Origin of the sequence: Pseudoxanthomonas sp. LjRoot143 (genome assembly GCF_964252945.1) — a bacterium.
GTDB lineage: Bacteria > Pseudomonadota > Gammaproteobacteria > Xanthomonadales > Xanthomonadaceae > Pseudoxanthomonas_A.
In genome coordinates this window covers 3,242,081-3,267,361 of record NZ_CAXUPM020000001.1, presented here as the reverse complement: position 1 = coordinate 3,267,361, position 25,281 = coordinate 3,242,081, and the positions used below count along the sequence as shown (strand labels likewise).

The 25,281-nt window shown below is 63.2% G+C and carries 16 protein-coding genes and 1 pseudogene; 8 read left to right on the top strand and 9 right to left on the bottom strand.

All coding sequences use genetic code 11. The features are described from left to right. The first annotated feature begins 59 nt into the window (after positions 1-59). Complete coding sequence (locus tag ACSQ1W_RS15900; RefSeq protein WP_436044612.1) at positions 60-254, top strand: hypothetical protein; 195 nt, start codon at positions 60-62, stop codon at positions 252-254. Here ACSQ1W_RS15900 and ACSQ1W_RS15895 read toward each other — a convergent pair. The 4 genes from ACSQ1W_RS15895 to ACSQ1W_RS15880 form a co-directional block, all read right to left on the bottom strand. Then, positions 215-8,917 (bottom strand): GH36-type glycosyl hydrolase domain-containing protein, encoded by an 8,703-nt coding sequence (locus ACSQ1W_RS15895; RefSeq protein ID WP_436044611.1) that lies wholly within the window; start codon positions 8,915-8,917, stop codon positions 215-217. The two genes, ACSQ1W_RS15900 and ACSQ1W_RS15895, sit on opposite strands and share 40 nt — an antisense overlap. Before the next feature lie 178 nt (positions 8,918-9,095). Beyond that, positions 9,096-9,371, bottom strand: a complete 276-nt coding sequence (locus ACSQ1W_RS15890) for a hypothetical protein (protein ID WP_192273536.1) — start codon at positions 9,369-9,371, stop codon at positions 9,096-9,098. Between the two features lie 38 nt (positions 9,372-9,409). Beyond that, positions 9,410-9,652, bottom strand: coding sequence for a hypothetical protein (locus tag ACSQ1W_RS15885; RefSeq protein WP_192273534.1), 243 nt, complete (start codon positions 9,650-9,652; stop codon positions 9,410-9,412). Next, complete coding sequence (locus ACSQ1W_RS15880; RefSeq protein WP_436044610.1) at positions 9,649-9,942, bottom strand: hypothetical protein; 294 nt, start codon at positions 9,940-9,942, stop codon at positions 9,649-9,651. Before ACSQ1W_RS15880 ends, ACSQ1W_RS15885 begins: the two co-directional genes overlap by 4 nt. Before the next feature lie 316 nt (positions 9,943-10,258). Here ACSQ1W_RS15880 and ACSQ1W_RS15875 point away from each other — a divergent pair. Next, a pseudogene (locus ACSQ1W_RS15875) lies at positions 10,259-10,650 on the top strand (fasciclin domain-containing protein). A 200-nt stretch (positions 10,651-10,850) separates the two neighbouring features. Then, a complete protein-coding gene (locus ACSQ1W_RS15870; protein ID WP_436044590.1) occupies positions 10,851-12,011 on the top strand; it encodes an IS30 family transposase in 1,161 nt (386 codons plus the stop codon). Positions 12,012-12,476: 465 nt separating this feature from the next. Here the strand turns inward: ACSQ1W_RS15870 and ACSQ1W_RS15865 are convergent, their stop codons facing one another. Beyond that, entirely contained in the window at positions 12,477-12,719 is a 243-nt protein-coding gene (locus ACSQ1W_RS15865; RefSeq protein ID WP_192314872.1) for a hypothetical protein, read from the bottom strand. 611 nt (positions 12,720-13,330) lie between these two features. On the opposite strand from ACSQ1W_RS15865, the gene ACSQ1W_RS15860 reads away from it, so the two are divergent. Continuing rightward, on the top strand, positions 13,331-13,783 hold the full coding sequence (locus ACSQ1W_RS15860; protein ID WP_436044608.1) for a fasciclin domain-containing protein: 453 nt from the start codon (positions 13,331-13,333) through the stop codon (positions 13,781-13,783). A 437-nt stretch (positions 13,784-14,220) separates the two neighbouring features. Here ACSQ1W_RS15860 and ACSQ1W_RS15855 read toward each other — a convergent pair whose 3' ends face one another. Together ACSQ1W_RS15855 and ACSQ1W_RS15850 are read right to left on the bottom strand one after the other, a co-directional pair. After that, positions 14,221-14,358 carry a hypothetical protein gene (locus tag ACSQ1W_RS15855; protein ID WP_436044607.1) on the bottom strand — a complete coding sequence of 46 codons (138 nt, stop codon included), beginning with the start codon at positions 14,356-14,358 and terminating at the stop codon, positions 14,221-14,223. A 553-nt stretch (positions 14,359-14,911) separates the two neighbouring features. After that, positions 14,912-16,072 carry an IS30 family transposase gene (locus ACSQ1W_RS15850; protein ID WP_436044606.1) on the bottom strand — a complete coding sequence of 387 codons (1,161 nt, stop codon included), beginning with the start codon at positions 16,070-16,072 and terminating at the stop codon, positions 14,912-14,914. Between the two features lie 241 nt (positions 16,073-16,313). Here ACSQ1W_RS15850 and ACSQ1W_RS15845 point away from each other — a divergent pair, with 241 nt between their 5' ends. Then, positions 16,314-16,850 carry a nuclear transport factor 2 family protein gene (locus tag ACSQ1W_RS15845; protein WP_436044605.1) on the top strand — a complete coding sequence of 179 codons (537 nt, stop codon included), beginning with the start codon at positions 16,314-16,316 and terminating at the stop codon, positions 16,848-16,850. Positions 16,851-17,273: 423 nt separating this feature from the next. On the opposite strand, the gene ACSQ1W_RS15840 is transcribed toward ACSQ1W_RS15845, so the two are convergent. Further along, positions 17,274-17,543: a PepSY domain-containing protein gene (locus ACSQ1W_RS15840; RefSeq protein ID WP_436044604.1), complete on the bottom strand. Its 270-nt coding sequence runs from the start codon at positions 17,541-17,543 to the stop codon at positions 17,274-17,276. A gap of 153 nt (positions 17,544-17,696) precedes the next feature. Here ACSQ1W_RS15840 and ACSQ1W_RS15835 point away from each other — a divergent pair, with 153 nt between their 5' ends. From ACSQ1W_RS15835 to ACSQ1W_RS15825, 3 genes are all read left to right on the top strand, one after another. Next, the gene (locus ACSQ1W_RS15835; RefSeq protein ID WP_436044603.1) at positions 17,697-19,892 is read left to right on the top strand and encodes a hypothetical protein; all 2,196 of its coding nucleotides are present in this window, start codon (positions 17,697-17,699) and stop codon (positions 19,890-19,892) included. Positions 19,893-21,575: 1,683 nt separating this feature from the next. Continuing rightward, positions 21,576-23,672, top strand: a complete 2,097-nt coding sequence (locus ACSQ1W_RS15830; RefSeq protein ID WP_436044602.1) for a catalase — start codon at positions 21,576-21,578, stop codon at positions 23,670-23,672. A gap of 172 nt (positions 23,673-23,844) precedes the next feature. Beyond that, positions 23,845-24,588 carry a response regulator transcription factor gene (locus tag ACSQ1W_RS15825; RefSeq protein WP_436044601.1) on the top strand — a complete coding sequence of 248 codons (744 nt, stop codon included), beginning with the start codon at positions 23,845-23,847 and terminating at the stop codon, positions 24,586-24,588. Between the two features lie 61 nt (positions 24,589-24,649). Here the strand turns inward: ACSQ1W_RS15825 and ACSQ1W_RS15820 are convergent, their stop codons facing one another. After that, positions 24,650-25,237, bottom strand: coding sequence for a BLUF domain-containing protein (locus ACSQ1W_RS15820; protein WP_436044600.1), 588 nt, complete (start codon positions 25,235-25,237; stop codon positions 24,650-24,652). Positions 25,238-25,281: the final 44 nt, after the last annotated feature.

Genomic DNA, 25,281 nt, shown 5'->3' with positions numbered 1-25,281 from the left:
CTGATTCCGGATAACACGCTCGCGTGTGTCTTGAGCATGAGATCCAGGCGGCCCTCCACGTGCTGGATATCTTCATCGCCAGCCTGATCCAGGATCTCTTTCGCGAGCGCATTGAACTGAGGCCAGAACTGGGCTTCATGCCGGAGATGCTGCAGCCAGGGCGGCAACATGGCCGCCAGTCGGTCCAGTTCCGCGTCCAGCTGCGCGCGGGGTTTCACGTCGGAGCGCGTGGCCAGCTCGCTTCCACCCTGTGAACGTTGCCGTCGTCCAGGAGCGCGAAGCGAAGTTCCGTCTGCTCAACGCCGTCAAGCTGCAGCATGGCGGCACCAACATCCCGTTGCGTGACGGAGATGACATAGAGGCTGGATCCGAAGCGGTAGCGCAGTTCGTATTCCGGCCATTCGCGTGGCAAACATGGATGCAGTGCCAGTTCGTTCCCGATGCGCTGCAAGCCCAGCAGCGACTCGGTCAGCAGGCGGTACATCCAGCCGGCGGAACCGGTGTACCAGGTCCAGCCGCCACGACCGACATGCGGCGCCACGCCATAGACATCGGCTGCGAGCACATAGGGCTCCACCTTGTAGGCAGCGGTGGCATCCGGATCCTGCGTGTGATGGATCGGATTGATCATGCGTGCCAGTTCCCATGCCCGCTCCGTGTCACCCTGATGCGCGAATGCCATTGCGGCCCACACCGCGGCATGCGTGTACTGGCCACCGTTTTCGCGCACGCCCGGTACGTAACCCCGGATGTAGCCGGGATCCTTCGGGGTCTTGTCGAAGGGAGGGTCGAGCAACTGGATCAGTCCTGCCTCCCGCTTCACGAGATACCGATCCAGTGACGCCATCGCCTGGCGTGCGCGCACGGGATCCGCGGCCCCCGACAACACCGACCAGCTCTGCGAGATCGAATCGATCCGGCATTCATCGCTCTGGCTGGAGCCCAGCGGCGTGCCGTCATCGAACCAGGCTCGCCGGTACCACTGGCCATCCCATGCATGGGCTTCGAGGTTCCCGCGCAAGCGCTCGGCGTGCTCTATGCATTCGTCGGCGAATGCATCGTCGCCACGCATGCGCGCCACGTCGATAAAGCGTTGCAGCGTGTCGTAGAGGAAGAAGCCGAGCCACACGCTTTCGCCCCGGCCGGCCTCGCCAACGCGGTTCATGCCGTCGTTCCAGTCGCCCGTCCCGATCAGGGGGAGTCCACGTTCGCCCAGCAGACTGCAGCCACGGCGAAGAGCCAGTACGCAGTGCTGGTAGAAGGACTGCCGCAGGTACGACGTTGCGGGCATGTCGTAGTACGACTCTTCGTCGGCACCGACCGGGCGGCCGTCGACGAAGCCGACTTGCTCGTCCAGCACGCTGGCATCACCCGTTACCTGCAGATAGCGGGATGCCGCGAACGGCAGCCAGAGGTAATCGTCCGAGCAGCGCGTGCGTACACCGCGCCCCTGCGGTGGGTGCCACCAATGCAGCACGTCCCCTTGCGGGAACTGGTGAGCCGCAGAAAGCAGCAGGTGCGCGCGCGTCAACGCTGGCTTGGCGTGCAGCGTCGCCATGGTGTCCTGCAACTGGTCGCGGAAGCCGAAGGCACCCCCGGACTGGTAGTAGCCACTACGTGCCACGTAGCGGCACGCGAGCGTCTGGTACATCAGCCAGCCATTGACCAGTGCATCGACGGAAGGCTCCGGCGTGCTGACCTGCACGGATGTCAGCAGTCCGCGCCAGTGGATGCGTACGGTGTCCAGCGCGTCGTGTGCCCGCTGCGCGCCTTGAACACGACGGGCCAGATACAGGGCATCCTCATAGTCCTTGCCCATGCCAAGCCGGAACACCGTCTCGGATGCCTCGCCATCGAGCAGCGATAACGGCACTTGGATGGCGGCGCACGGATCGAGACCTACGCCCAGGCGACCGGACAAACGCTCGCTTTGTAGAGCCGCCGGATCGGCCATGCTGCCATTGCGGCCGAGAAATTCCGTGCGGTCGCCCGTGAAGCTGCAGCCACTGGCATCGGTATCGAAGAACGCAACCCGGCCGTTGAACTCGGTGTTGTAGGGATTGCGTGCCGTCAACACGCCGCTGGCAGCATCCTGCTCGGTGATGATGTGCATCTGCGATTTGACCCGCAGGTCACCCAGCACCCATTCCACGTAACCTGTGGCAGAGAGCCGGCGTGCGCGTCCGGACAGATTCCGGAGCTTCAGTACCGAGTACTTGACCGCATCCTCGACCGCCACATACACCCACAATTCGCTGGCGATGCCATCTTCGATGTGCTCGTACACGCTGTAGCCGAAGCCATGGCGCGTCCGGTACGCCCCACGGCCCCGGCGTGGCAGTGGAAGCGGCGACCATACGTATCCGGTGTCCTCGTCGCGCAGATAGAACGCTTCGCCACCGCTGTCAGCGACCGGGTCGTTGTGCCAGGGCGTGAGGCGAAACTCATGCGCGTTCTCGAACCAGGTGTAACCCGCCATGCTTTCACTGACCACCGTGCCCAGCCTTTCGTTGGCCAGCACGTTGGACCAAGGCGCCGGTGTCGGGTTGCCTTCGCGGGTGGTGATTACATACTCGCGGCCATCAGCCGAGAAAGCGCCGGTGCCGTTGTCGTGAACGAAGGTGCCGGACACGGCCTCGAAAGGCCAACTGTCGTCTTCCTCATCTACCTCCATTGGTGGTGGCAGCCCGGTCGATGCGTCAAGCGCGGGGAGCTCCACAGGATCCTCGCGTGGCCCCTCCGCCAACAGCGTCGGCATGATCCGTTCGGCGGGCTCGCGGCGACCGATCTGTGCGGCCAGCGATCCCTGCTGGTCGCTGATGATCACTCGCGCCACCGACTGCAACAGGATGCGGTCCTCCTGCGACATCTGCTGGCCCGGACGCACGAAGATGCCGCCCGGACGATCCAGCACATTCGCCTCCGGGTCTGCCGAGATCATGCCCAGGATCAGGTCCTGCAGCTGCTGCCGGTAGCCGGCCTGGCTTTCGTTCCAGATCACCAGGTCCGCGCGCAGTCCTTTGAGGCGCCAGTAGGCGTGTGCCTGCACCATCTGGCGCACCAGCTCGATGTTGTCGGCGTCGGAGATCTGCAGGAGGGCGATGGGCAAGTCGCCCGAGATCGCGTGACCCCAGAGCCCGGACTGGCCGCGCTGGTTTTGCAGCAGGACATCGGCGTCCGCGCGCAGCAGTGGATGCGCATAGACAATGAGACCGGCCAGCCGTTCATAGAGTTGCGCATCCGCCTGCGATGCGTTGATCTGGCGGCGGACGACCTGGCTATGGGTCCAGGCCAGGTCGAAGACGCGGTCGGCGAGCCGCCGATCGCGGTACTTGTCGATCAGTCCGGCGCAAGCTTCGCGATCCACGCCTACGCCGTGCACCATGTCGATCATTGCGGTCTGGCCCGGTGCCAGCTCGATCCGGCAACGGATGGCCACGATGGGGTCCAGTACCGAGCCCTCGCTGTCGGACAGCGCGTCCTGCTCGACCAACGCCACCGGCGTGCGCGGCGTGTTGCCGCGACCGAGGAAGCGTGCGCGATCGGCTTCGTAAGAGATCGCGCTGATGTCGGCGTCATGCACCGCCACCAGATGGAACATCCATGGCGATACCTCGTCGTGCGCGCGCGGTCGGCGCGTGCACAGCAATGCTTGCTTCTCACGCACGATCTCGGATTGCACGAACAAGTTGCTAAAGGCCGGGTGTAACTCGTCCGCGATGGCGGGCGCCAGCACCACCTCGGCATAGGTCGTGATCTCGATCGTGCGTGTACGCCGGCTGCGGTTGCTCAGGCGCAGTCGGCGCAGCTCGATGTCGTCCTCCGCGGAGATGGCGATCTCCAGATGGCTCTCGTAGCCGCGCTTGCGTCCGCGGAACTCCGCCTTCGCATCGGAGAAGATCGCCTCGTAGTGGTCAACCGGCACGCACGCCGGCTGCAGCGAGGTGGACCAGAACTCACCGCTTTCCACGTCACGCAGGTAACAGAAGTTGCCCCAGTGGTCGCGTGTGCCGTCCTCGCGCCAGCGCGTGACCGCCAGGTCGCGGTGGCGGCTGTAGCCACCGCCGGCGCTGGTAACCAGGCCGTGGTAGCGCCCATTGGAGAGCAGTTGCACTGCCGGACGCGACGTGCCGGCGTTGCGGAAGATGCGCAGCTGGGTCTCGGTTTCGGTGGGCGCGGCGCGCGAACCCAGCGTTTCGGCTTCGTGCGGGTGGAATACGCCGGTATGCGGGATGCGCTCCTGAAGCAGCAGCAGCGTCGCCTGGAACTCGGCATCGGCCACGAAGCGTCGCTGCATGGGCTGCTGCCGCAGCAAGTGAACGAGCGAGAGGAATCCCATGCCCTGGTGATGGGCCATGAAGGAGCGCACCACCACGTGGTCCTGGCCTGGCGGGACGCGAGCCGGTGTGTAATCGATCGCTTCGTACAGCCCGAAGTGGCCACCGAAGCCAAGGGCTTCCTGTCTTTGCAGATTCTGGCAGGCCGCCTCCGGCGCCACCATCAACGCCATCATCGTGGCGTAGGGCGCGATGACCAGGTCCTGGCCCAGCCCGCGCTTGAGGCCCAGCCCGGGTACGCCGAAGGCGCGGTACTGGTAGTTCATGCGTGCGTCGACGGTGTTGTAGCCCGACTCGGAGATGCCCCAGGGCACGTCATGATGCTCACCGTGCAGGATCTGCGCTTCCACCGCATGCCGGGACGTCTGGTCGAGCAGGGTGTCCGGATAGCTGGGCATGACCAGCTGCGGCATCAGGTACTCGAACATGGAGCCACTCCATGAGAGCAGCGTCGCATCGCCGTTGACCTCGGTCAGCAGGCGGCCCAGCGCAAACCAGCTTTCCTGCGGCAACTGTCCCTGCGCGATCGCCACGAAGCTGCAGAGGCGTGCTTCCGACGCCAGCAGGTCGTAGAGCCCGTTGTCCAAGCGGTGTTCGTCAACGTTGTAGCCGATCACCAACAGGTGGCGTGCGCGGTCATAGAGGAACTCGTATTCCATCAGCGAGAACTGCCCGGCGATGTGCGCCAGGCGTTCGAGTTGATGTATCCGTTCCCGTGCGCGTCGGGTCGCCAGCGTGCCTGCGGGACCCTCCTGCAGTTCGCGCAGCGTAGGCAGGCGGTCACCGGCCCATGCGTCGGCATCGGGTAGCAGGAACTGAAGCTCCGCATGCGCCGACCTGCAGCCCTCGACAAGCGCGGTCGGCCAGTGATGCGGATGGGTCTGGTCTGGATCGATGGTGGGCCAGGTCGCGACGATGCCCTCCGCGTGCACGACCAGGCGCGCCAGCATGCGTTCCGCATCGGTAACGGTCGCTGGCGGCTCGCGCTGTGCCTGCGTCAGGACGGTGCGGAACTCGAACACCGCCAACGACGATGCGTCGCCGCCGGTCTGCGTGTCCTCGAGTGCGTCTTCCAGCACGGCCAGGGTGTCAGCCAACCCGGAGAACGTAGCGGGTGCCAGGACAGGGGCATCGGCCAGTGCCAGCAGGCCCTGCCGCAGGGTCAGCAGGTGCCCGGAAAGGTTGCCGCTGTCCACCGTGGAAACATAGGCCGGCGGCAGCGGCTGCAAGGTTTCGGTGTCGTACCAGTTGTAGAAGTGCCCGCGGTGACGCGGCAGCGCATCCAGCGTGTCGAACACCAGGCGGCTGCGCTCCATCACGCCACCGACCTGCAGGTAGCCGAAATCGTAGGCCGCCAGATTGGCCAACAGCGACAGCCCGATGTTGGTCGGTGAAGTGCGTCGCGCCACCACCAGCGCCGGATGCTCCTGCACATTGTCGGGCGGCAGCCAGTGATCCTCCGCGCGCACGTAGGTTTCGAAGAAAGCCCACGTCCGGCGCGACAGCTTGCCCAGAAACGCCAACTGCGGTTCGGACAGCTTGCCTGCCCGGTGGCCTGGAGGGCGCCCCAACCACGCCATCAGCACCGGTGACAACAGCCAGAGCACCAGCAAGGGCGCGGCTATCCACAGTGCGGCCGGCTGCTTCATCGCGAGCAATACGGCCACGGCGATCGCGATCAGCGGCGCGGGCACCATGCTGTAGAGCTCCGCGCGCACGTCGCTGCCGAGGCTGCGCTCGACTTCGCTGGAAGGATTCCACTGCAACAGGTGCCGCCGCGTGACCAGCAGGCGCCAGAGCGTGCGCAGGATCGCGCCCAGACTGAAAAAGGCTTCGTACGGCAGGCAGGCCACATTGACCACCGCGCGCCAGAGTTGCCTCAGGCTGGACCTGCCGACCTGGACCAAATGGGTTTCCAGCGGCATGTCCACCGGCAGAGCGAACACGTCCCGTAGCGCCGGAAGCAGCACGGGCAGGGCCCACAGGCTCAGCAGCCATGCAGTCCAGATGAGCGGGTCCGACGAGAACAGCCAGCCCAGCACCAACAAGGCGACGGTGGCCGCCGACACCAGGCTGCGGCGCAGGTTGTCGAGCAGCTTGCCGCGCGATAGCCAGGACAGCGGATTACGTTCGAGCCCGCCGTCGCGCCGCGGCACCCACGGCAACACCCATGGCAACAACTGCCAGTCGCCGCGGATCCACCGGTAACGACGCTTCACGTCTGCCAAGTAGCGAGACGGATAGTCTTCGAACAGGCGTACGTCGCTGACCAGACCCGCACGCGTGTAGCACCCTTCCAGAAGATCGTGGCTGAGGATGCGGTTGTCAGGAAAGCGCTCCGCGAGCGCGTGCTCGAACGCATCCACATCGTAGATGCCCTTGCCGACGAAGGATCCTTCGCCGAACAGGTCCTGGTAAACGTCCGACACCGTACGCGTGTAGGGATCGATGCCCGGCTCGCTGCCGAACATGCGCGCATAGCGCGAGCTCGGCCGTCCGCTCAGACTGGTCCCCACGCTGGGCTGGAGGATGCCGTAGCCGCGGACCACGCGGCGCCTCCGCTCGTCGAACACGGCCTGGTTGAGTGGGTGCGCCAGCGTGCCGGCGAATTCGCGTGCAGCATCGCGGGGCAGTTTCGTGTCGGTGTCCAACGTGATCACGTAACGAACCTGCGCCAGTACCCCGATATTGCCGGTCACCTGAAGGAAGTCTTCTCCGATGCCGCCACGCAGCAGCCGGTTCAATGCCGCCAACTTGCCGCGTTTGCGTTCGTAGCCCATCCAGCGTCGTTCGCGCGGATTCCACAGGCGCGGTCGATGGAACAGGAAAAACAGGTCGCCACCGCCTTCGTCTGCCCGTTCGGGTGCGTACCGGCGATTGAGCTGTTCGACCCGGTGTACGGCATGGGCCAACAGCGCGGCATCGCCTGGCAGCGAAGCCTCGTTCGCATCCAGGAAGTCGGTGAGCAGGGCGAAGTGCAGGTGACGGTCGCGGTTCGCCAGGAAGCGTACTTCCAATGCTTCGACCAGACTGTCCACCCCCTCCGCGCTGCCCAGCATGCTGGGGACCACTACCAGCGTGCGCGCCGTGGCCGGGATGCCATTGGAGAAATCCATCCGGGGCAGGGGGCGGGGCGGTACCAGCAGGGTTGCCATCCAATTGACGAGCGCTATGCCCAGTTCGCTGAAGGCGAGGAGCGCGAGCATTGCCAGCAGCCACGTCGGCACCGCCTGTGTCGCTGACCCCGCCGTCAGCAGGCCGTGGGTGAACAGGCCGATGATGATCGCGATCGGGATCAGATAGATCGCCAGCGGAATACGGCGCGGTCGAAGGCGAACCGGCCGCGCACCGGACAATGAAGCGGCCACCGCCGCCTGCGTCTGACTGACGCCATCGTCCACTAGATAGAAGCCGACGTGTGCCTGATGGTGACCCGGCGCGTCCAAGGGGACGGCCTGTGCCAGCTGCAACGCGATCTCCGCCACCGCGCTCTCACTGACATTCGCGAGCCGGGCGATCTTTTCCACCACGTGCCGGTAGCTGTCGCGGGTGCTGAAATCCATCAGTGCGTACGTGCGCGCCGGGTCCGCACGGAGCGTGCGCTCGACCACGCTCATGTCCTCGACGAACTCGCGCCAGTCCATGTTGGCCAGAAAGCGCAGGCTGCCGATACTGTTGCTGATCGATACCTGGTCCGCGGCCTGCTGCTGACTCTCCAGATGCACCAGTTCCTCAATGCGCAGGCCGCCATCGGCGGCCCACTGCTCCAGCCAGGTAATCGGCATGGAGAACACGCCACCACGCCCCTGGAGCCCCCGCGTCAGTTCGGAAACGAACGCGCCGCTCAGCGGCGGATCCGAGCGCGCCATGTCGGCAATGACCAGAACGACGTCCTTGGGGTTTTCCGCGGCCGTCCGGTTGAGTTGGGCCGCCCACTCGCTGGCCAGCCGGTGATCGTCACCGTCGCGCATGACGCGCACTGCCATACGACGCAGGTTATCGATCAGCGCCAGCCGCAACATGATCGGAATCGCCCACAACTCGCCCAGTTTCAGCGGCGTGATGGACTGGTAGGCGGCGAAGAAGCGGCGCAGCGTTTCGGCGTCGATGCGGCCATCGCCGTGTGCGATGGCCTCCAGGGACAGGTCGTACACGCGCGGAAGGCCGCTCGAGGGTCCTTGGCTGAGGGACGGGAGCTGGCGGCTGTAACCTTTCGGCAGATGCCGCCGTGCGGTGACGATCTGCTCTTCCACCAGGTAGTAGTTGTCCAGCAACCATTCGCCGGCTGGCGTGATGCGCATGTCGTCCTGGACCATCCGCGTCAGCAGCGCGCAGACATCATCCAGCAGGCCTTCGTTCTCGGCCAGGCGGTCCAGCAGGCGTTCCGGTCCAGCCTGTGGACGTATCCGATGAGCACGCGCCAGTGCGCGGCCGTGCAGTTCCATCTGCTCCACATTGAACAATTGCGCGCGCAGCGGTGCTTCCGCGCGCAACGGCTTCTGGATCGCGGCGCGGCGCCAGCGCCACAGACGCCGACGCAGGCGTAACCAGCGGCTGAAAATCCTCCAGACCTGGGGCATCGGAAATCCTGTGGGGAGCGGCTGACCGACGTGGAACCCATCCTTGCACGCATACCAGGAGGTGGGTGTGAAGGATGCGGCGCAGTCGCGAGGGCATCACGGCCGAAACCACGAGACGCGTTCGCGCCGTTGCGACGGCTCGCCGGGTACGCGCCACGTCGCGTGAATGAGGGAGTTCCTAAGTGAGCATCGGCGTCAGCGTGAAAAGAAAGCCGCGCGCATCCAGCATCGCACGCAGGCGCTCCTCGGCGGCAATGCGATTGAAGGTGCGCCGCACCCAGAGGCCGTAGCAGGGGCGCCTGCCTTCCGCGCTGCTGCCCTGCTGGACGCGACGGCTCACGCGGACGTCCATGGATTCGCACGCGGTCGCCCAGATGACGCGCAGATCGTCAGGGCCGATGGATTGGCGGGCACCCAAGTGCAGCAGGAAGACCTGCCTCTGTTCGCGTTGCATGCGTGGCACCTCCGGCCAATCCGCTCGACTGAGCCTTGCTAGTGTGTAAAGCCTGGCCAGTCAGGGTGCCGGGATGTCTCATACCATTGCTGTGCACGCGCCATTGCTTCCGGCTTGGAAAGATCGGCTTTGGCGAAGAAGAACCAGCGGACGTCACTGCCTCGCCCTTGCTGCTCATGGACCAGACGATAAGCGTTGACGCGCGTATCCCGCTCCGGATCCAGCAGTGCATCGATGGACTCGACGCCAAGCGTCGAAATGACCAGTGAGATGCTGCTCATGGCATTGTTCCCAGAGCCGCCAGCGGAATGGTAGGACGAACCTTGATGCGGCGGTTCGAGTCCCTTCTTCCCGACCAGAAATGCCATTCTTTCCTGACGTGCTGGCGAAGCAGCACCGCCACGCGTTGAAGGACGCCGGAGCGCGCGATCGCGCGGGGCGTATCGTCAGCATCCGCCTGGATGGGCCAGCCTTCGTTCTCCGCGCATTCCACGGCGCGATCATTCAACAGGTGGGCCATACGCTGAAACGCGTGGACACCCCGCACGACGCGATGTCGTTTGGTGTTCATAGCGGCTCCCGATCTTGTGCGAGCCGGCACACTGCGGGCGCGGAAGTTAGCCAGCTTCGGAATCCCGCGTGAATCCACGGTAGCACGCTGAGGGGCGACGTCATGTGTATTTCTGCGCATAAGGCGTCACGCCGCAGTAACGGCCGACAGCGCATGATGATGACGTTATGGTGCAGGACCGTATCGGCTGCTCAGCCGCGCATTGCCCCTCCCATTCTCCGCATTGAGTTCGAGCCTGGCGCCGCGCCAGGTTACGGCTGTGTCTGCGGCCGCCCACACGACGCCAATCCCGAGCCCGCCTCGCAGGAAATTCTCCATGGAGATGCTACAGAAAGAGGGCTTCTTGCAAGAGAACCTTCTTGGCATGCTCAGAAGCAAGCGTTCGTTCCGCACCTTCATTTATGCGATTGACAAGGCCGGACTGACGGAATCATTCAACGGTGCCGATCAGTACACGTTGTTCGCGCCCACGGATGAAGCGTTCCGGCAACTGCCGCACGGCACGTGGTTCTCGGCCGCAAGACAATCATGGACGTCGGAGGATGGGAAGCAGCGCCCACGCTGCAAGGGCAGGCTGCATCCATCGCGATAGTGGGTAGTCAGCTAAGCATCGACGGGGCGCAGATCACGCGTCCCGACATCATGCCCAGGAATGGCGTGATCCATGGCATCGACAAAGTCAACATTCCCGAACCCCCGCCTCGCTGAGGTGAGGCAGCAAAGGAATGCAAGCGGCAGGGGCAATCCCTGCCGTTTTCTTTTCCATGTTCCCGAAGCATGGCGCTTGGCGCGCCCGATGCATATTGCGTGCATCAATACCTTTTTCCTGCGTTTGTCCGCTTCTGGCCGCGGATTCATATGATCGACGCAACACACGGATAGCTGCATAGGCAGCGGGAGTGTTGCAGATGAAGCGTAGGAAGAGGATCTACTACACCGACACCCAGAAGGCACTGATGTGGGATCGCTGGCAGCAGGGCGAGTCGCTGCACCAGATCGCGTCCCTGTTTGACCGGCACCACAGCTCCGTCCGAAACATCCTGGCCGAGCATGGCGGCATTCGTCCGCCGACAAGGCGACGATCCGCGAGGGCACTGAACCTGGCCGAGCGCGAGGAGATCTCCCGCGGCTTGGCGACGGGACGGTCGATCCGCACGATCGCCGCGTTGCTGGGACGGGCGCCATCCACGGTCAGCCGCGAGATCGGGCGCAACGAGGGCGCTGAAGGCTACCGCGCCAACCAAGCCGACCTGGCTGCCTGGGACCGAGCGCGGCGCCCCAAGACCTGTAAGCTGGCGCTGCATCGAGCCTTGGCTGCTCGCGTGGCAGAGAAGATCCAGCGGCAGTGGTCGCCTGAGCAGGTGGCCGGCTGGCTCAAACGCACCTATCCCGATGATGCGAGCCGTCAGGTGTCCCACGAGACCATCTATCGCACGCTCTATATCCAGTCGCGCGGGGCGCTGAAGCAGGAACTGCTCGCCCATCTGAGGCGCACGCGGGCGATGCGTCGATCACGACACCACACCCAGAAGACAGAGAACCACGGCCGGATTGCTGACACCGTCTCGATCAGCGAGCGGCCGGCCAGTGCCGAAGATCGGGCCGTGCCAGGGCACTGGGAAGGCGACCTGCTGTTCGGTGACCGGAACAGTCAGATCGCCACGCTGGTGGAGCGACAGACGCGGTATCTGATGCTGGTGAAGGTGGCAGGCAAGGACACGGAGACCGTGGTCAATGCACTGATCAAGAACGCACGCCGTCTGCCGAAGCAGCTGTACCGGTCGCTGACCTGGGATCGGGGCAAGGAGATGGCGGCGCACCGCCGCTTCACCTTGGCCACGGACATCCAGGTCTACTTCTGCGACCCGCACCATCCTTGGCAACGCGGTACCAACGAGAACACCAACGGCCTACTGCGGCAGTACTTCCCGAAGGGAATCAATCTGGCCGATGTCACGCAGGCCAAGCTGGACGCCGTTGCACGCCAACTCAACGAGCGGCCACGCAAGACGCTGGACTACGAAACACCAGCAGAGCGATATCGACAAACTGTTGCGTCGATCGGTTGAATCCAAGGCCGATAGCGGACATTCGGTGAGATAGGAGTTCGCACAGCCTGAAAAGGGTTGTCACGAATCAGCTCAAGTTGCGTCCAACATCACCGCGACTGGATAGAACCTAAGTGGCGCCATGTACCGCCTTGAATGACCCTAAGCTAGTGTTGAGGTCAATGTGAAGAAGTACCCGTTGGCATCCAGCATGTCGCGTAGCTTCTGCTCGGCCGGAAGTCGGCTAATGGCCTGTCCCGCCCAAAGGCCGTAGCACGGACGGATGCCGTAGCCAGCATTGTCCTGGGCACGACGGCTTACGCTGACATCAGGCGAATCACAAGCCGTGGCCCATATCGCTGTCAACGCCGTTGGGCCAATGGACTGGCCAACGCCCAAACGAAGAACGAAGACCTGCCGTCTTTCGTTCCGAGCTTTTGTCCGATAGTAGCGCAGTGGCATTAGCTCTGATCGCTTCGATGGCAACTAATGGAACATGCCCGGCCAAAGAGAATGGTGCGTAGATGCGTACCATTGCTGAGCGCGGGAAAGAGCCTCCGGCTTAGTAAGATCGGCATTGGCGAAGAAGAGCCAACAAACGTCACCTTCGAAGTTTTTCTGCTCATGAACAAGGCGAAATGAATTCAATCGCGAGTCCATCTCCGGATCGAGACGACTGTCGATGCACTCAACGCTTTGCGACGAAATAACTAACGAGATGCTATTCATGGCTGCGATACCGTGCACCCGAGGTCACAAGCGCCAACCCGCGTCGCGTGCTCGGTCCTACGCGACGAAGTGCCGTGGTTCTTCCTGACCAGAAGGACGTCTCCTCTTCGGCATGCTTATCCCTTTGCTGCACGATGCACTGAACAAGATTGGATTTGGCTATCGCCAAGTAAGGTTCGACCGCATCTCTAAGGACGGGCCATCCCTCATTCTCGGCACACTGCAGCGCACGCTCCCTTAGGGCATGAGTGATGTTCTGAAACGGGGAATCGGTCGAAACGACACGGTGTCGTTTGATAGTCATGGCAGCTCCGGCAAATTGTGCGAGCCGGCACACTGCGGGCGCGAAAGCTAACCAAGCATCGGAATTCCGCGTTGTACGAAGCTACCACGTTACGGAAGGAATAGAACGTGATCTTGCGGATGGCGTCACACCAGACTAACAACCAAAGGCGCAGGGTGCGGGTGTTGCGGTGCAATACCGTATCGGCTGCTCAGCCGCGCTCCACCCCTCCTACTCTCCGCATTGAGCTCGCGCCTGGCATTTCGCCCGGCCACGGCTTTGGCCGTCCGTTTGACCCTGATACGGGTCTACTTCGTAGGAAATTCCCATGGAAATGAAACAGAAAGAAGGCCTCGCCCAGCAGAATCTGTTGGGTACGCTGAAGACCAACAAGTCCTTCTCGACCTTCATCAATGCCATCGACAAGGCAGGCCTTACGGCCTCACTGGCCGGGGATGAGCAGTTCACGCTTTTTGCCCCAACTGACGAGGCATTCTCCGGTCTACCGACAGGTGCGCTCGATCGGTTGCTCGAGCCTGCCAATAAGGATGAACTGACTTCAGTGATCAACTATCACTTGGTCAGTGGCCGCAAGACGACGACCGATGTCGGGAAATGGCAATCGGCGCGTACGGTGCACGGCCAGACTGCGCCGATCAAGGTCACTGAAGGCAAGCTCAGCATTGGTGCCGCCCGTGTCACGCTTCCGGACATCCTTGCCAAGAATGGCGTGATCCACGGCATCGACAAGGTCAACCTTCCGGAATCCAAGCCTAACTAAGGTGCGGATGCAAAGGACTGCCCGCGGCGGGGAGAAATTCCCGCCGCATCTCTTCCTTCGGTGGTTGAACTCCCATGGTCCCGCCTATCAAACCCCCCGCATCAGCCTCGATCGGCGTTGGGACGGACCGGGTTAAGACCGCTGCCGCCCTTATGAACAAGATCGCCTATCAGCTGAGGCCCGCAAGCAAGACGACGATGTCGCCCTGCGCGCGATGCTGCAGGCCCAGTCCGGGAGGTCAGCCTTGCGCAAAGTGCCTGACAGACGAGTTGGGCAGCCTCATCAAGAACTTTGGTCCTGCGGCGCGCTGGCTGGAGTCGACTAAACAAGCGACTCAAGACGAAGGCACAGTGCTCCGGTATGCAGGACTCGCAACCGTAGGTTGAACGCTTCCAGTACCTCATAAGCGAAGAGCCCCTGTCTGGGGCTCTCTATGTTCAGCGCTTCTTCTGCTCTTGACCGCGTTTCTGGTCCTGCTGCGGCTTCGCATGTTTGCCAGTCTCGTCTTTTGATTTCTGTTGGCCTTTTTCGCCCGACTTACCCTGCGAATCGCGCTGGCCCGTGTTACTGCTCATCGGAATGTCTCCTACTCGGCGGAATGCCGAGCACCACGAGGCTGCGCCGCCCGATGTGATCGGGGTGTGCTCAACGGATATGGGGCAAAAATTATGCCGACGTGCCGCCCGGACGTGAAATGCCTTACGGCGAGATGCAGGCAGGCTTTGCCAGCGAGTACCGGGGCCGGAAGTGAGTGACTACTAACTGGTGATCGTGATGAGAACAGCATCAGAGCTCAGCGCTTGTCTACGAGAAAGTATGGCGAGATTGCGCGACGAACAAGTCGGTTGTGACGCTCGGGGCTTCGTCAGAGCACTTCGTGCGCAGTTGCTGGCCGACGCGCCCGAAGAGATGCGATCTGCCATCTGGGTGCGCCTGGCTGCAATGGACAAGGTACTGGACGAGAGAGAAGCGGCCTTGCGAAGCTTTGCGAGGAGGACGGTTGCGCTGGACACTGCTGACGCTGATGCAGGCTGATCATCCGTTGGCGCCCGAATGGCCTTGGAGTGATTCTAGAGTGCTGCGTGATTCCAAATCTGCGCGACATGCTGTCCGCTTACGACCTTGGATTCAACCGATCGACGCAACAGTTTGTCGATATCGCTCTGCCGGTGTCTCGTAGCCCAGCGTCTTGCGTGGCCGTTCGTTGAGCTGGCGTGCAACGGCGTCCAGCTTGGCCTGCGTGACATCGGCCAGATTGATCCCCTTCGGGAAGTACTGCCGCAGTAGGCCGTTAGTGTTCTCGTTGGTACCGCGTTGCCAAGGATGGTGCGGGTCGCAGAAGTAGACCTGGATGTCCGTGGCCAAGGTGAAGCGGCGGTGCGCCGCCATCTCCTTGCCCCGATCCCAGGTCAGCGACCGGTACAGCTGCTTCGGCAGGCGGCGTGCGTTCTTGATCAGTGCATTGACCACGGTCTCGGTGTCCTTGCCTGCCACCTTCACCAGCATCAGATAGCGCGTCTGTCGTTCCACCAGCGTGGCAATCTGACTATTCCGGTCACCGAACAGCAGATCGCCTTCCCAGTGTCCCGGCAGGGCTCGATCTTCAGCGCTGGCCGGCCGCTCGCTGATTGAGACGGTGTCGGTGATCCGGCCGTGGTTCTCCGTCTTCTGGGTGTGATGTCGTGAGCGACGCATCGCCCGCGTGCGCCTGAGGTGCGCGAGCAGCTCCTGTTTCAAGGCTCCGCGCGACTGGATGTAGAGCGTGCGATAGATGGTCTCGTGGGACACCTGACGGCTCGCATCATCGGGATAGGTGCGTTTGAGCCAGCCGGCCACCTGCTCAGGCGACCACTGCCGCTGGATCTTCTCTGCCACGCGAGCGGCCAAGGCTCGATGCAGCGCCAGCTTACAGGGCTTGGGGCGTCGAGCTCTGCCCCAGGCAGCCTGGTCGGCCTGGCTGGCACGGTAGCCTTCACGGCCCTCGTTGCGCTCGATCTCGCGGCTGATCGTGGATGGTGCGCGCCCTAGCGAGACGGCGATCGCACGGATCGATCGTCCCGCCGCCAGCCCACGGGAGATCTCTTCGCGATCAGCCAGGCTCAGCACCCTCGGAGATCGTCGCCGCACCGGCGGACGAATGCCGCCGTGCTCAGCCAGGATGCTCCGCACTGAGCTGTGGTGCCGATCGAACAGGGCCGCGATCTGGTGTAGCGACTCGCCCTGCTGCCAGCGATCCCACATCAGCGTCTTCTGGGTGTCGGTGTAGTAGATCCTCTTCCTGCGCTTCATTCGCAACACTCCTGCTGCCTACGCAGCTACCCGTGTGTTGCATCGATCATATGAATCCGCGACCCAAAGCGGACATCGGAGGGAACGCATCCGGTTCAGGGTGGGGGGCATGGCAGATACCTTGCTGGCCAAAACCAGCGACACTAAGATCGCGCCGTAACAACCGCTAGGTGCCATGGCTAGGCGGTGGAGCCAAGCACGTAGTCCGCCTCTCAGGTAGCCGAATCCTTGGAGAGTTCCAATGTCATCCATTCAGAAGCTCGTCCTCGCGCTCACCCTTGCTCTCTCGTTGTCTATCGGTCTGCAGCCCGCAATGGCGGCGCACAACGATCCCAAGGACGTAGCCGCCATTCGTGAAGTCGTGGAGGCGTTCCGCACATCCATCATCAAAAAGGACAAAGCGACGTTCGTCCGCTTGTTCTTCTCTGACGACCCTGCGCATGTAACTTGGCAGCTCGTGGATGACGATCAACGGGTCGCCCGGCTCAAGAAGATCGTTCCCGAAGCACGTCGGGTAGTCAGGTGGCCAGAGAACAACTATCTGGCCATGATTGAGAGGACCGCTGAGGCGGGTTCGGAGCCTAGCGAGGAGGTGTTCCGGGACGTGGTCATCGACACCGACGGGGAGATCGCGTCGGTGAACTTTGACTACGCTTTCCTCCTCAACGGGAAAGAAGAACACTGGGGTCGCGAGATGTGGCATCTCGTTCGTACCGACGAGGGCTGGAAGATCATCTCGGTGATCTGGTCGCAAAGGGATCCCTTGCCCAAGGAATGATGGGCGATTTCCTGACCATTGCAGCAGACCGGGCTTGATGGCACGACCTGAAGCGGTGGTCAGTTTCCGCTTCTGGCCGGAGGCGGACATCCAGTGCTACGCGCAGGTACTCCAAGAGGCAGTCTCGGGTCTATGTCTTCTTAAACAAGACACTTAAGACTTTGGCGATGCATTGGCATGCCGTCCAGCAGTGCTACTAGACAGGCCCATGCGGATGATTGGAAGCAGGTCCTGCGAGCCAGACGCGGAGCGTCATATTTAGTGCGTCCGCAGCATCCCGAATGTCCAATTCGCGATCAGCACTGGCTCCACGCATGAAGCTCACGATATCCGGGCTCCACATGATGGCTGTGGCCCGGTCTCCTAACACTACGTCTTCTGGCTCGCCCATGCGCGACAGCATAGCCTGCTCGTGCCCGTCCATCACGACAGGGAGCGGCTCTTCTGGCCGATAGCCGACATACACCTATCGGCGGGCCCCTCCAAGCTTGGACCTTCCAGCCTTCGTCTCTGACAGTGCGCCTCTCGCCACCAAACGACAACGACGGTCAAGCTCAGTATGTAAATGATGACTCCGATTGCGCTGACGAGTACTTTCATGGGTAGGCCCCACACTGAACCGAAATGCAGGGTAGTGATCCAGTCCGAGAGGCATGGTCCAAGGCGCGGGTCAGAAGCAGCCTCGTGAACCAAGCCCTTTACTGAAGCGGAGACAGGGGGAGGTTACGTATTCACTAACGGCGTCCGCATGCCCATGCCCGTCGCCTGCACCGCAAAGAGGGGTGATCGCCGCGCGAACGCCCCTTTTGCAGGCCATCCTCACGGCGGCTCGGTAATACTTGGCGCATGTCCATGGAATCCTTCAACTCGTGGTGCACCAGCCACCGCTGCACGTTGCGCCGTGCTGGCTTTGTGCTTCTGGTGCTGTACCTGGCGTACCTGCTGGCCGCCAACGTGTTCCTCAACACGACCATTGGCGAGCAGGTCATCAACCGTAAGCCGGATCGATTCCAGGCGCGCTGGGACTGGGCACTTAGTGCCTACCCGGGACACATCCATGCCCAGGGCATAGTCCTGGGCGGCCATGCACGTACCAACCGCTGGTTTGTCGCCAGTCCCCGTGCCGATGGGCGGATTAAGCTCGTGCCGCTGCTGTGGCGCGAAGTGGGTTTCGGCACTATCCGTGCCGCGGACGTCTCGGTGCACGTGCAGCGCGTGGCCGAGGATAAACCCACCATCAAACGCCCCGGCAAGCCGCCGTGGGAGCTGAGTTTCGATGCGATCACCACCCCGAGCCTGCTTCGCATGGATTTCTACGATGCCCGCGTACGCGGGCATGGGCAGGCGCGCTTTGTCTTCCGCAAACGGCTGCATGGCGGTGCGATGGAAGTGGGCCCGTCTACCCTGCATATGCCCGATGCGATCCTGCAGGTGGGCGAGGTCGAGGTGATGCGCGACGGGCGGCTGGACTTCGAGATCTCGCTGCCCCTGCATACGCGCGAGCGCGCGCAGGGGGCCGAGAAAGTGGGGCTTATGCACGCGCGCATGCGGGTGGACGGCCCGGCGCCGGGCATTGACCTGGTCGCCCACCACGGCCAGGCATTGCCGCTGGGTGCCCGCGGCGCCGCGGGCCGTTTGCGAGCCGACCTGACCCTGAGCCGCGGCGCACTGATGCCGGGCAGCTGGCTGGACTGGTCGGCGCCGGTCTTCTCGCGTGGCGTCGACGGGGAGGCAGTGCGGCATCCGCTGGGCGTGGCGCTGCGCACTCAGCGCGAAGCGATCGCGTTGGCGGCACGGATGCCGCCCACCTCCGAGGGCGCGCCTTGGCTGGCGGCCGACCTGCGCGTGGACGATCGCCGTCTTGGCCCAGACGACTGGCTGCGGCCGCTGCGCGCGTTGGGCGGCACCGTGCGCACCCGCTGGCCGGCGATGCCGCTGCGCTGGATCGACGTGTTCCTGGACGACATCCCGTGGCTGGAGATCAACGGCCGCGCCAACCTGGATGCTGACGTGCGTCTGGACGCTGGCGCAATGCAGGCGGGCAGCCGCGTCGACGTGGAGGATGCGCAGGTACAGGCGCGCGTCCTCGACAACAGGTTCAGCGGGCAGGCCCGGGCACGCCTGCGCATGCGTGGCGAGGACGACGCCTCACTGCACACCACCATCGCGATTGTGATGCAGCAATTCACCTTGGCTCCCATCGCGGCTCCAGAGAGCATCGACCTGCGCGGCCGTGACCTACGCCTGGACCTGCAGTCCACCGGCCCGCTGGCCCGGTTCCACGAGAACCTGGATGCGCACCTGCATTTCGACGACGCACAGGTGCCGGACCTGCGCAGCTACAACCGCTACATGCCTGCCCAGAGCGCGCGACTACTCGGTGGCAGCGCCAGCGCCAGCGCCGACATCCACCTGGACAATGCCGGCGAAATGCTCGGTGGACGCATGCAAATGCGCGGCCAGGACGTGCGCTTTGCGCTGGGTCCGTCGCGCCTGGCCGGCAACCTGGTCTTGGACAGCCGTCTGTCACGGGTTGAGAAAGGCGAACGTCGCTATGCCCTCGACGAGATGGCGGTGCGTCTGGACGGCGTGCGGCTGGAATCGTCCGGCGCCGATGCCGGCTGGTGGGCGCGCATGCGCCTAACGCAAGGGGAGATTGACTGGCAGGAACCGTTCGAAGTGGCCGGCCGCGGCCAGGTGGATATGCGCGACGCCAGCGTGGTGCTTGGCCTGTTCGCAGAGCGCGACGCTTTCCCCGGATGGGTAGGCAACCTGGTCGATGCTGGCCAGGCGCGGGCCACTGGCGATCTGCGCATCCGCGGCGGCGAGATCGTGCTGGACCGCGTCGAAGCCAGCAACGAACGCTTCGACCTGAAGGCGCGCATGCGCATCGCCGCGGGCGCGCCAGCGGGCGACCTCTACGCACGCTGGGGCTTGCTGGGGATGGGCATGGAGCTGCATGACGGACAGCGCAAGATGCACATCGTCGGTGCGCGCGACTGGTACGACGCTCGCCCGGCCCTGCTAAAGGAGAGCGATTAGTCGGTCGCGCGGCGCAGCGAGTGCCGGCCGGGCAGTCTTTTCGGGAGGGGGCGCGGCGACCCGTGGCATCTGTGGGAAAATCGCGTCTCGCCTGAAGGACCGTTCCCGGTTGGAACTACACCGTCTGCGTGTATCGCCCCAAGCCATCCTCGATGGCAGCTGGAAATTTGCGGAGGCCGAACCGGCGTGATGGACTAAAAGATGGCACCCGTCGAGGGCATGTTGGGGTAAGCCTCCGGCTCAGAGTCCGCTTCTGGCCGGAGGCAGACATCGAAAGCCCACTACGGGCCTGCGCAGTTCCCAGCGGTTGAAAGCGAGCCGCACGGCCCTGAGAGGGAGGGGAATTGCTGTGCCTGATACGCAGCGATCACACTCGCTTCTCGATCACGGATCCAGTTCTCTACAAACACTTTCCCCCTCTTGACCGTCGGGACCGCCACAGGTCGACCTGGGGTGTCGATAGTCTGATCCAGGAAGTGGACAGCAAGCCCTAAGCCCGAGGGCTGTACTCGAGCGATCGGATGCTGGGCGCAGTAGAGCGTGTGGGCCGTGCGGTGGGGGTTGACCTTGAACGGGTCGCCGTCATGCGGGCTCTGGCGCCAATAAAAGGTGGGCGCCAGAGACGTGTTCGTGCTGATTTCCTGCGAGTGATTTGAGGAATTTTCTCGCGTTGGATGTAGTGCTAGCGTCAACGCATCGCCGACACGTGCCAACCGATTAGGCCGCCGCCTCTATGATCCACTCAGACGCGACGGAATTGGAGCACGTCCTCACGACAGCGGTCGCCGCATCGCATCTTCGTGAACTTGGCCGTCAAAACGGTTGGTCGAGGCGTATAGCGGAATCACGCCTGTTCCGGTCGCTTCCAAGCCGTGCCCCCTCAAGCCAACACCATGCAGAGTGCGAGCCCTGTCCTTAAATGCACTTGACGACTTGAGCGACCAGATCGAATGCCCCGTCAAGATGCTCGCGCCCAACTGGGCATTTGCCAAGCAAAGATCCGGCGGGGCGGTCCATGGACCACGGGCGGTGCCAATTCCGGGCGTCCGCATGCCGGAGCTATAAGCCGCTGACGCTGCAACACCCAACGGTTGGCCCAGCCCCTTCCGTACTCCGCACGTCGCACAGCCACCTGCTGAGGCGTGATATCCGGAGCCTCCAGTAGCGTCTCGACTCGCCAGGCCGACCCTACAGGGGCGACGCGCACGAGGGGATAACCATTGAGAGAGAGGATTTCCTCACCGTTGTCTTCTTCCCAGACGTAGTCCGGCGGCAGCTGGACGCTAATGGACATGGCTTTCATCCTCCATCTGGTGAGTGTGAAAGCTGAACGTTACGGAGTTCGTGTAGATGCCATGTCAACGCCTAGCTGGCTTTTGCTACGCCTCTGGCATAGGCAAGGTCTGGTCGGGCCGAACTGCGAACATCGAAGCTTTACGAGGCCTCAAGCAATGCGACCGGCAACTAGGTGCAACGCTTTTAGCTAACGCGCGACAATCCAGAGTGCACATCGTAGTCACGCCGCCTGTGGAAGATGCGCGTAGCGGATAGTCGTGAATCCGGCCGATGTAGCATCGGCTCGTTGAAGGGCTGGCAGCAATGCTCAGTGTTCCCACAGATCGTCTGCGGCGCGGCGCTCGTGCAAGTCCCCTTACGTTTCCCTCGACTCCGGACGCAGATGCCATGGCCAGCCAGAAGAAGCCCGCCCGTTCCCCCAAGACGTCCAGGACGCAGCCCGCGCCGCGTGGCGGCGGCGACGAACGCCATGACGTGGCCGGCGGGCAGCATCCGCCGTTGACCACCAACCAGGGCATTACGGTAGCCGACAACCAGAACTCGCTACGCAGCGCACCGCGCGGCCCGACGCTGCTGGAAGACTTCATCCTGCGGGAGAAGATCACCCACTTCGACCACGAGCGCATTCCCGAGCGGATCGTCCACGCGCGCGGCACGGCCGCGCACGGCTATTTCGAGCTGAAGAAATCGCTAGGCAAGTACACGACGGCCAAGGTGCTCACCGAGGTGGGCGTGCGTACGCCCGTATTCACGCGTTTCTCCACCGTGGCCGGCGGCGCGGGTTCGGTGGATACGCCACGCGACGTGCGCGGCTTCGCGGTCAAGTTCTACACCGGCGAGGGCAACTGGGATCTGGTGGGCAACAACATCCCGGTGTTCTTCATCCAGGACGCCATGAAGTTTCCCGACGTGGTCCACGCGGTGAAGATGGAGCCCGACCGCGGATTCCCGCAGGCCGGCAGTGCGCACGACACGTTCTGGGATTTCGTGTCGCTGACGCCGGAAACCATGCACATGATCATGTGGGCGATGAGCGACCGCACGATCCCGCGTTCGCTGCGCACCATCGAAGGCTTCGGCGTGCACAGTTTCCGGCTGCTCGATGCGCAGGGCCGGTCCACCTTCGTGAAGTTCCACTGGCGCCCGGTGCTCGGCCTGCAGTCGACCGTCTGGGACGAGGCGCTGAAGCTGCAGGCCGCCGACAACGATTTCCACCGGCGCGATCTGTTCGAGGCGATCCAGGCCGGCGCGTTCCCGGCGTGGGACCTGGGTGTGCAGCTGTTCACCGAAGAACAGGCGGACGGATTCCCGTTCGACCACCTGGACCCGACCAAGCTGATCCCCGAGGAGACCATCCCGCTGACCATCATCGGGCGGATGGTGCTGGACCGCTGGCCCGACAACTTCTTCGCCGAGACCGAACAGGTGGCCTACTGCCCGGCGAACATCGTGCCCGGCATCGACTTCAGCGACGATCCGCTGCTGCAGGGGCGGTTGTTCTCCTACCTCGACACCCAGCTGTCGCGCTTGGGCGGCCCCAACTTCCACCAGATTCCTGTCAACGCGCCGAAGTGTCCGTTCGCCAACCTGCAGCGGGACGGGCATATGCAGATGTCCGTTCCGAAAGGACGGGTCAACTACGAACCCAGTTCGCTTCAGCCGGATTCGCCGCGCGAAACACCGCAGGGGTTCCGCAGCCATGCCACGAGGACGGAGGAGGGCGGCAAGCAGCGCCTGCGGCCGGCATCCTTCGCGGATCACTACAGCCAGGCACGCCTGTTCTTCCGCAGCCAAGGCAAGCACGAACAGGCGCACATCGCGTCGGCGCTGGTGTTCGAACTGTCCAAGGTACAGACGCCGCATGTGCGCGAGGCCATCGTCGGTCATCTTCGCCACGTCGATCCGTCGCTGGCGGAACGGGTGCGCGATGGACTCGGCATGACGTCGCTGCCGGATGCGCCGCCTGCGGCCGTCATGCCGAAAGACCTGCCGGCGTCGCCGGCCCTGCGCATCATCGACCGGATGCGCGACACGTTGGAGGGTCGTTGCGTCGGGCTGCTGGTGGACGATGGCTCGGATGCCGCCGTGGTCAAAGCGTTGCGCAAGGCGATCGAGCGCGAAGGCGCCACCGTCAAGATCGTCGCACCGCGGCTGGGCGGGGCGACGCTGGACGATGGCGCGCGCCTGGCGGCCGACGGACAGCTGGCGGGTACGCCGTCGGTGCTGTTCGATGCGGTGGCCGTGATCCTGTCGCCGGATGCGGGCAAGCGGTTGGCCAAGGAAGCCGCCGCCGTCGACTTCGTGCGCGACGCGTTCGGACACCTGAAGGCGATCGGTACCGATGCAGGTGCGCAGCCCGTGTTGAAAGCGGCCGGCATCGGTCGCGATGCCGGTGTGGTGGATGCCGATCTGACGCAGGCCTTCATCGCTGCCGCACGCACGCGCCAGTGGGACCGGGAGAAGAAGGTGCGATCTTTGGCTTGATCGTGGCGATGATCGATATACCACAACCACCACTTCTGGCAGGGAGCGGTGGATTTCCCATCTGTCGCGCAGGCTGTGAGTCACCTGCAACGTCTCGGGTCGCCGTCTTCTTCACATAGCCATGACGAGCCCTGATTCAGTTTAGTGAAACCGACAGAGGTGGGGCGACAGCGTGTCTAATTCCGGGATCATCCTTCTTGTTGAGGACAATCGAATCCTTGCAGAAGCGGTCGGCAGCTACCTAGAGACCAGGGGGCTGGACGTTGACTATGCGGTAGATGGCATGGAGGGCTATCGGCTAGCTCAGGAGAACCGCTACGACGCGATCGTGCTCGATGGCAACATGCCACGTATGGACGGTCTGGAGGTGGTTCGTAAACTGCGGGAAGAGTCCCGGATGTCGACCCCCATCATCATGGTGACAGCCCGCGACACGCTTGAGGACAAGATCCGAGGGCTGGAGCTCGGAGTAGATGACTACCTCACCAAGCCCTTTGCTGCGCAGGAACTAGAGGCCCGTCTGCGCGCGGTCATCCGTCGCAACCGTAAGCAACTGTGTGGGCAAGCCTTGCGCGTCGGTGATCTCACTTACGACCCCGCGAGTCAGCGGGCGACACGCGCGGGCAAAGAGCTTCATCTTTCGCGCGTTGCCACCCAATTGCTTCAGATCTTGATGCGCGAGTCTCCACGCGTGGTGACCCGTCGAGAGATCGAGCGCGAAATCTGGGGTGACGACCTGCCTGATTCGGATGTGCTGAGAAGCCATCTCTACAATCTTCGGAAGGGAATCGATAAGGATTTCAGTAGTCCGCTTCTGCAAACGGTTCAAAGTGCAGGCTATCGCCTCGCGGACCTCAGTCACAGCCAAAGTCAGGACACTACCGACCAGCCCCCGCTAGCTTCTGCGGTGGGCTGATTCGCTCCACCTCAATTCGCTCGGGACTTTGTCCGGCTTCTTGGTCAAAAGCCGGCGCTTTTCAGATGGGGCGGGCTGGCGAAATATCCTTGTCGAAGTTGCGCCAGAAGTAGCTTAGTGAGTTTGCAACCAAATCCCTTTTGAGGTCGCTTTGCGGTTCCCTGCCTGGTAGCCAATTCAACCCCTCGATCCCGGACGCAGCGCCGTCGCGGTAAAACATCTCCCATCCCTCGAAGCGCCGCGCGGCAACCGGACCGTCCATGAGATGGAGCAGAACTACGTGAGATCGAGACGCGCGGATGCGCGAGACTGCCTCGGATAGGCTGCCACGGGGTCCTTCGATGTACTGAAAAAAGCAGGAGCCGTCGAAGACCAAAGCGCCCGAAAGATCGTGCTTTCCATTGAACTCGATAGCGTCTGCCAATAGGCTCCTGAGCCTAGTGCTGTCCAACTGCTCGGTTGCTCGACTCACGTAGGCGAGCGCACTTAATTTCGAAGACACCCTGGTTTCCCCATGTCCGGGCAGACGCCCTGCGGGGGGCGATTTTACACAGCCAGAAGGGGGCAATCCGCTCGTGTAATCTGGCTTGAAGCGTGAACCTGAATAATTCAGGTTTCGCCGAGAACTCTTTGATATTGTGCGCCCCATCTACTGCGACCTGCAGTACACCTGGCGGCCGGGAACCGCATTGG

Bases quoted from the DNA above. Each gene is read 5' to 3' on its own strand.
- ACSQ1W_RS15885 (WP_192273534.1), bottom strand. From the start codon at position 9,652: ATGAGCAGCATCTCACTGGTCATTTCGACGCTTGGCGTCGAGTCCATC.
- ACSQ1W_RS15895 (WP_436044611.1), bottom strand. From the start codon at position 8,917: ATGCCCCAGGTCTGGAGGATTTTCAGCCGCTGGTTACGCCTGCGTCGG.
- ACSQ1W_RS15830 (WP_436044602.1), top strand. From the start codon at position 21,576: ATGGCCAGCCAGAAGAAGCCCGCCCGTTCCCCCAAGACGTCCAGGACG.
- ACSQ1W_RS15835 (WP_436044603.1), top strand. From the start codon at position 17,697: ATGTCCATGGAATCCTTCAACTCGTGGTGCACCAGCCACCGCTGCACG.
- ACSQ1W_RS15845 (WP_436044605.1), top strand. From the start codon at position 16,314: ATGTCATCCATTCAGAAGCTCGTCCTCGCGCTCACCCTTGCTCTCTCG.
- ACSQ1W_RS15860 (WP_436044608.1), top strand. From the start codon at position 13,331: ATGGAAATGAAACAGAAAGAAGGCCTCGCCCAGCAGAATCTGTTGGGT.
- ACSQ1W_RS15855 (WP_436044607.1), bottom strand. From the start codon at position 14,358: ATGAGCAGTAACACGGGCCAGCGCGATTCGCAGGGTAAGTCGGGCGAA.
- ACSQ1W_RS15890 (WP_192273536.1), bottom strand. From the start codon at position 9,371: ATGCAACGCGAACAGAGGCAGGTCTTCCTGCTGCACTTGGGTGCCCGC.
- ACSQ1W_RS15880 (WP_436044610.1), bottom strand. From the start codon at position 9,942: ATGAACACCAAACGACATCGCGTCGTGCGGGGTGTCCACGCGTTTCAG.
- ACSQ1W_RS15820 (WP_436044600.1), bottom strand. From the start codon at position 25,237: ATGGGGCGCACAATATCAAAGAGTTCTCGGCGAAACCTGAATTATTCA.
- ACSQ1W_RS15870 (WP_436044590.1), top strand. From the start codon at position 10,851: ATGAAGCGTAGGAAGAGGATCTACTACACCGACACCCAGAAGGCACTG.
- ACSQ1W_RS15865 (WP_192314872.1), bottom strand. From the start codon at position 12,719: ATGAATAGCATCTCGTTAGTTATTTCGTCGCAAAGCGTTGAGTGCATC.
- ACSQ1W_RS15850 (WP_436044606.1), bottom strand. From the start codon at position 16,072: ATGAAGCGCAGGAAGAGGATCTACTACACCGACACCCAGAAGACGCTG.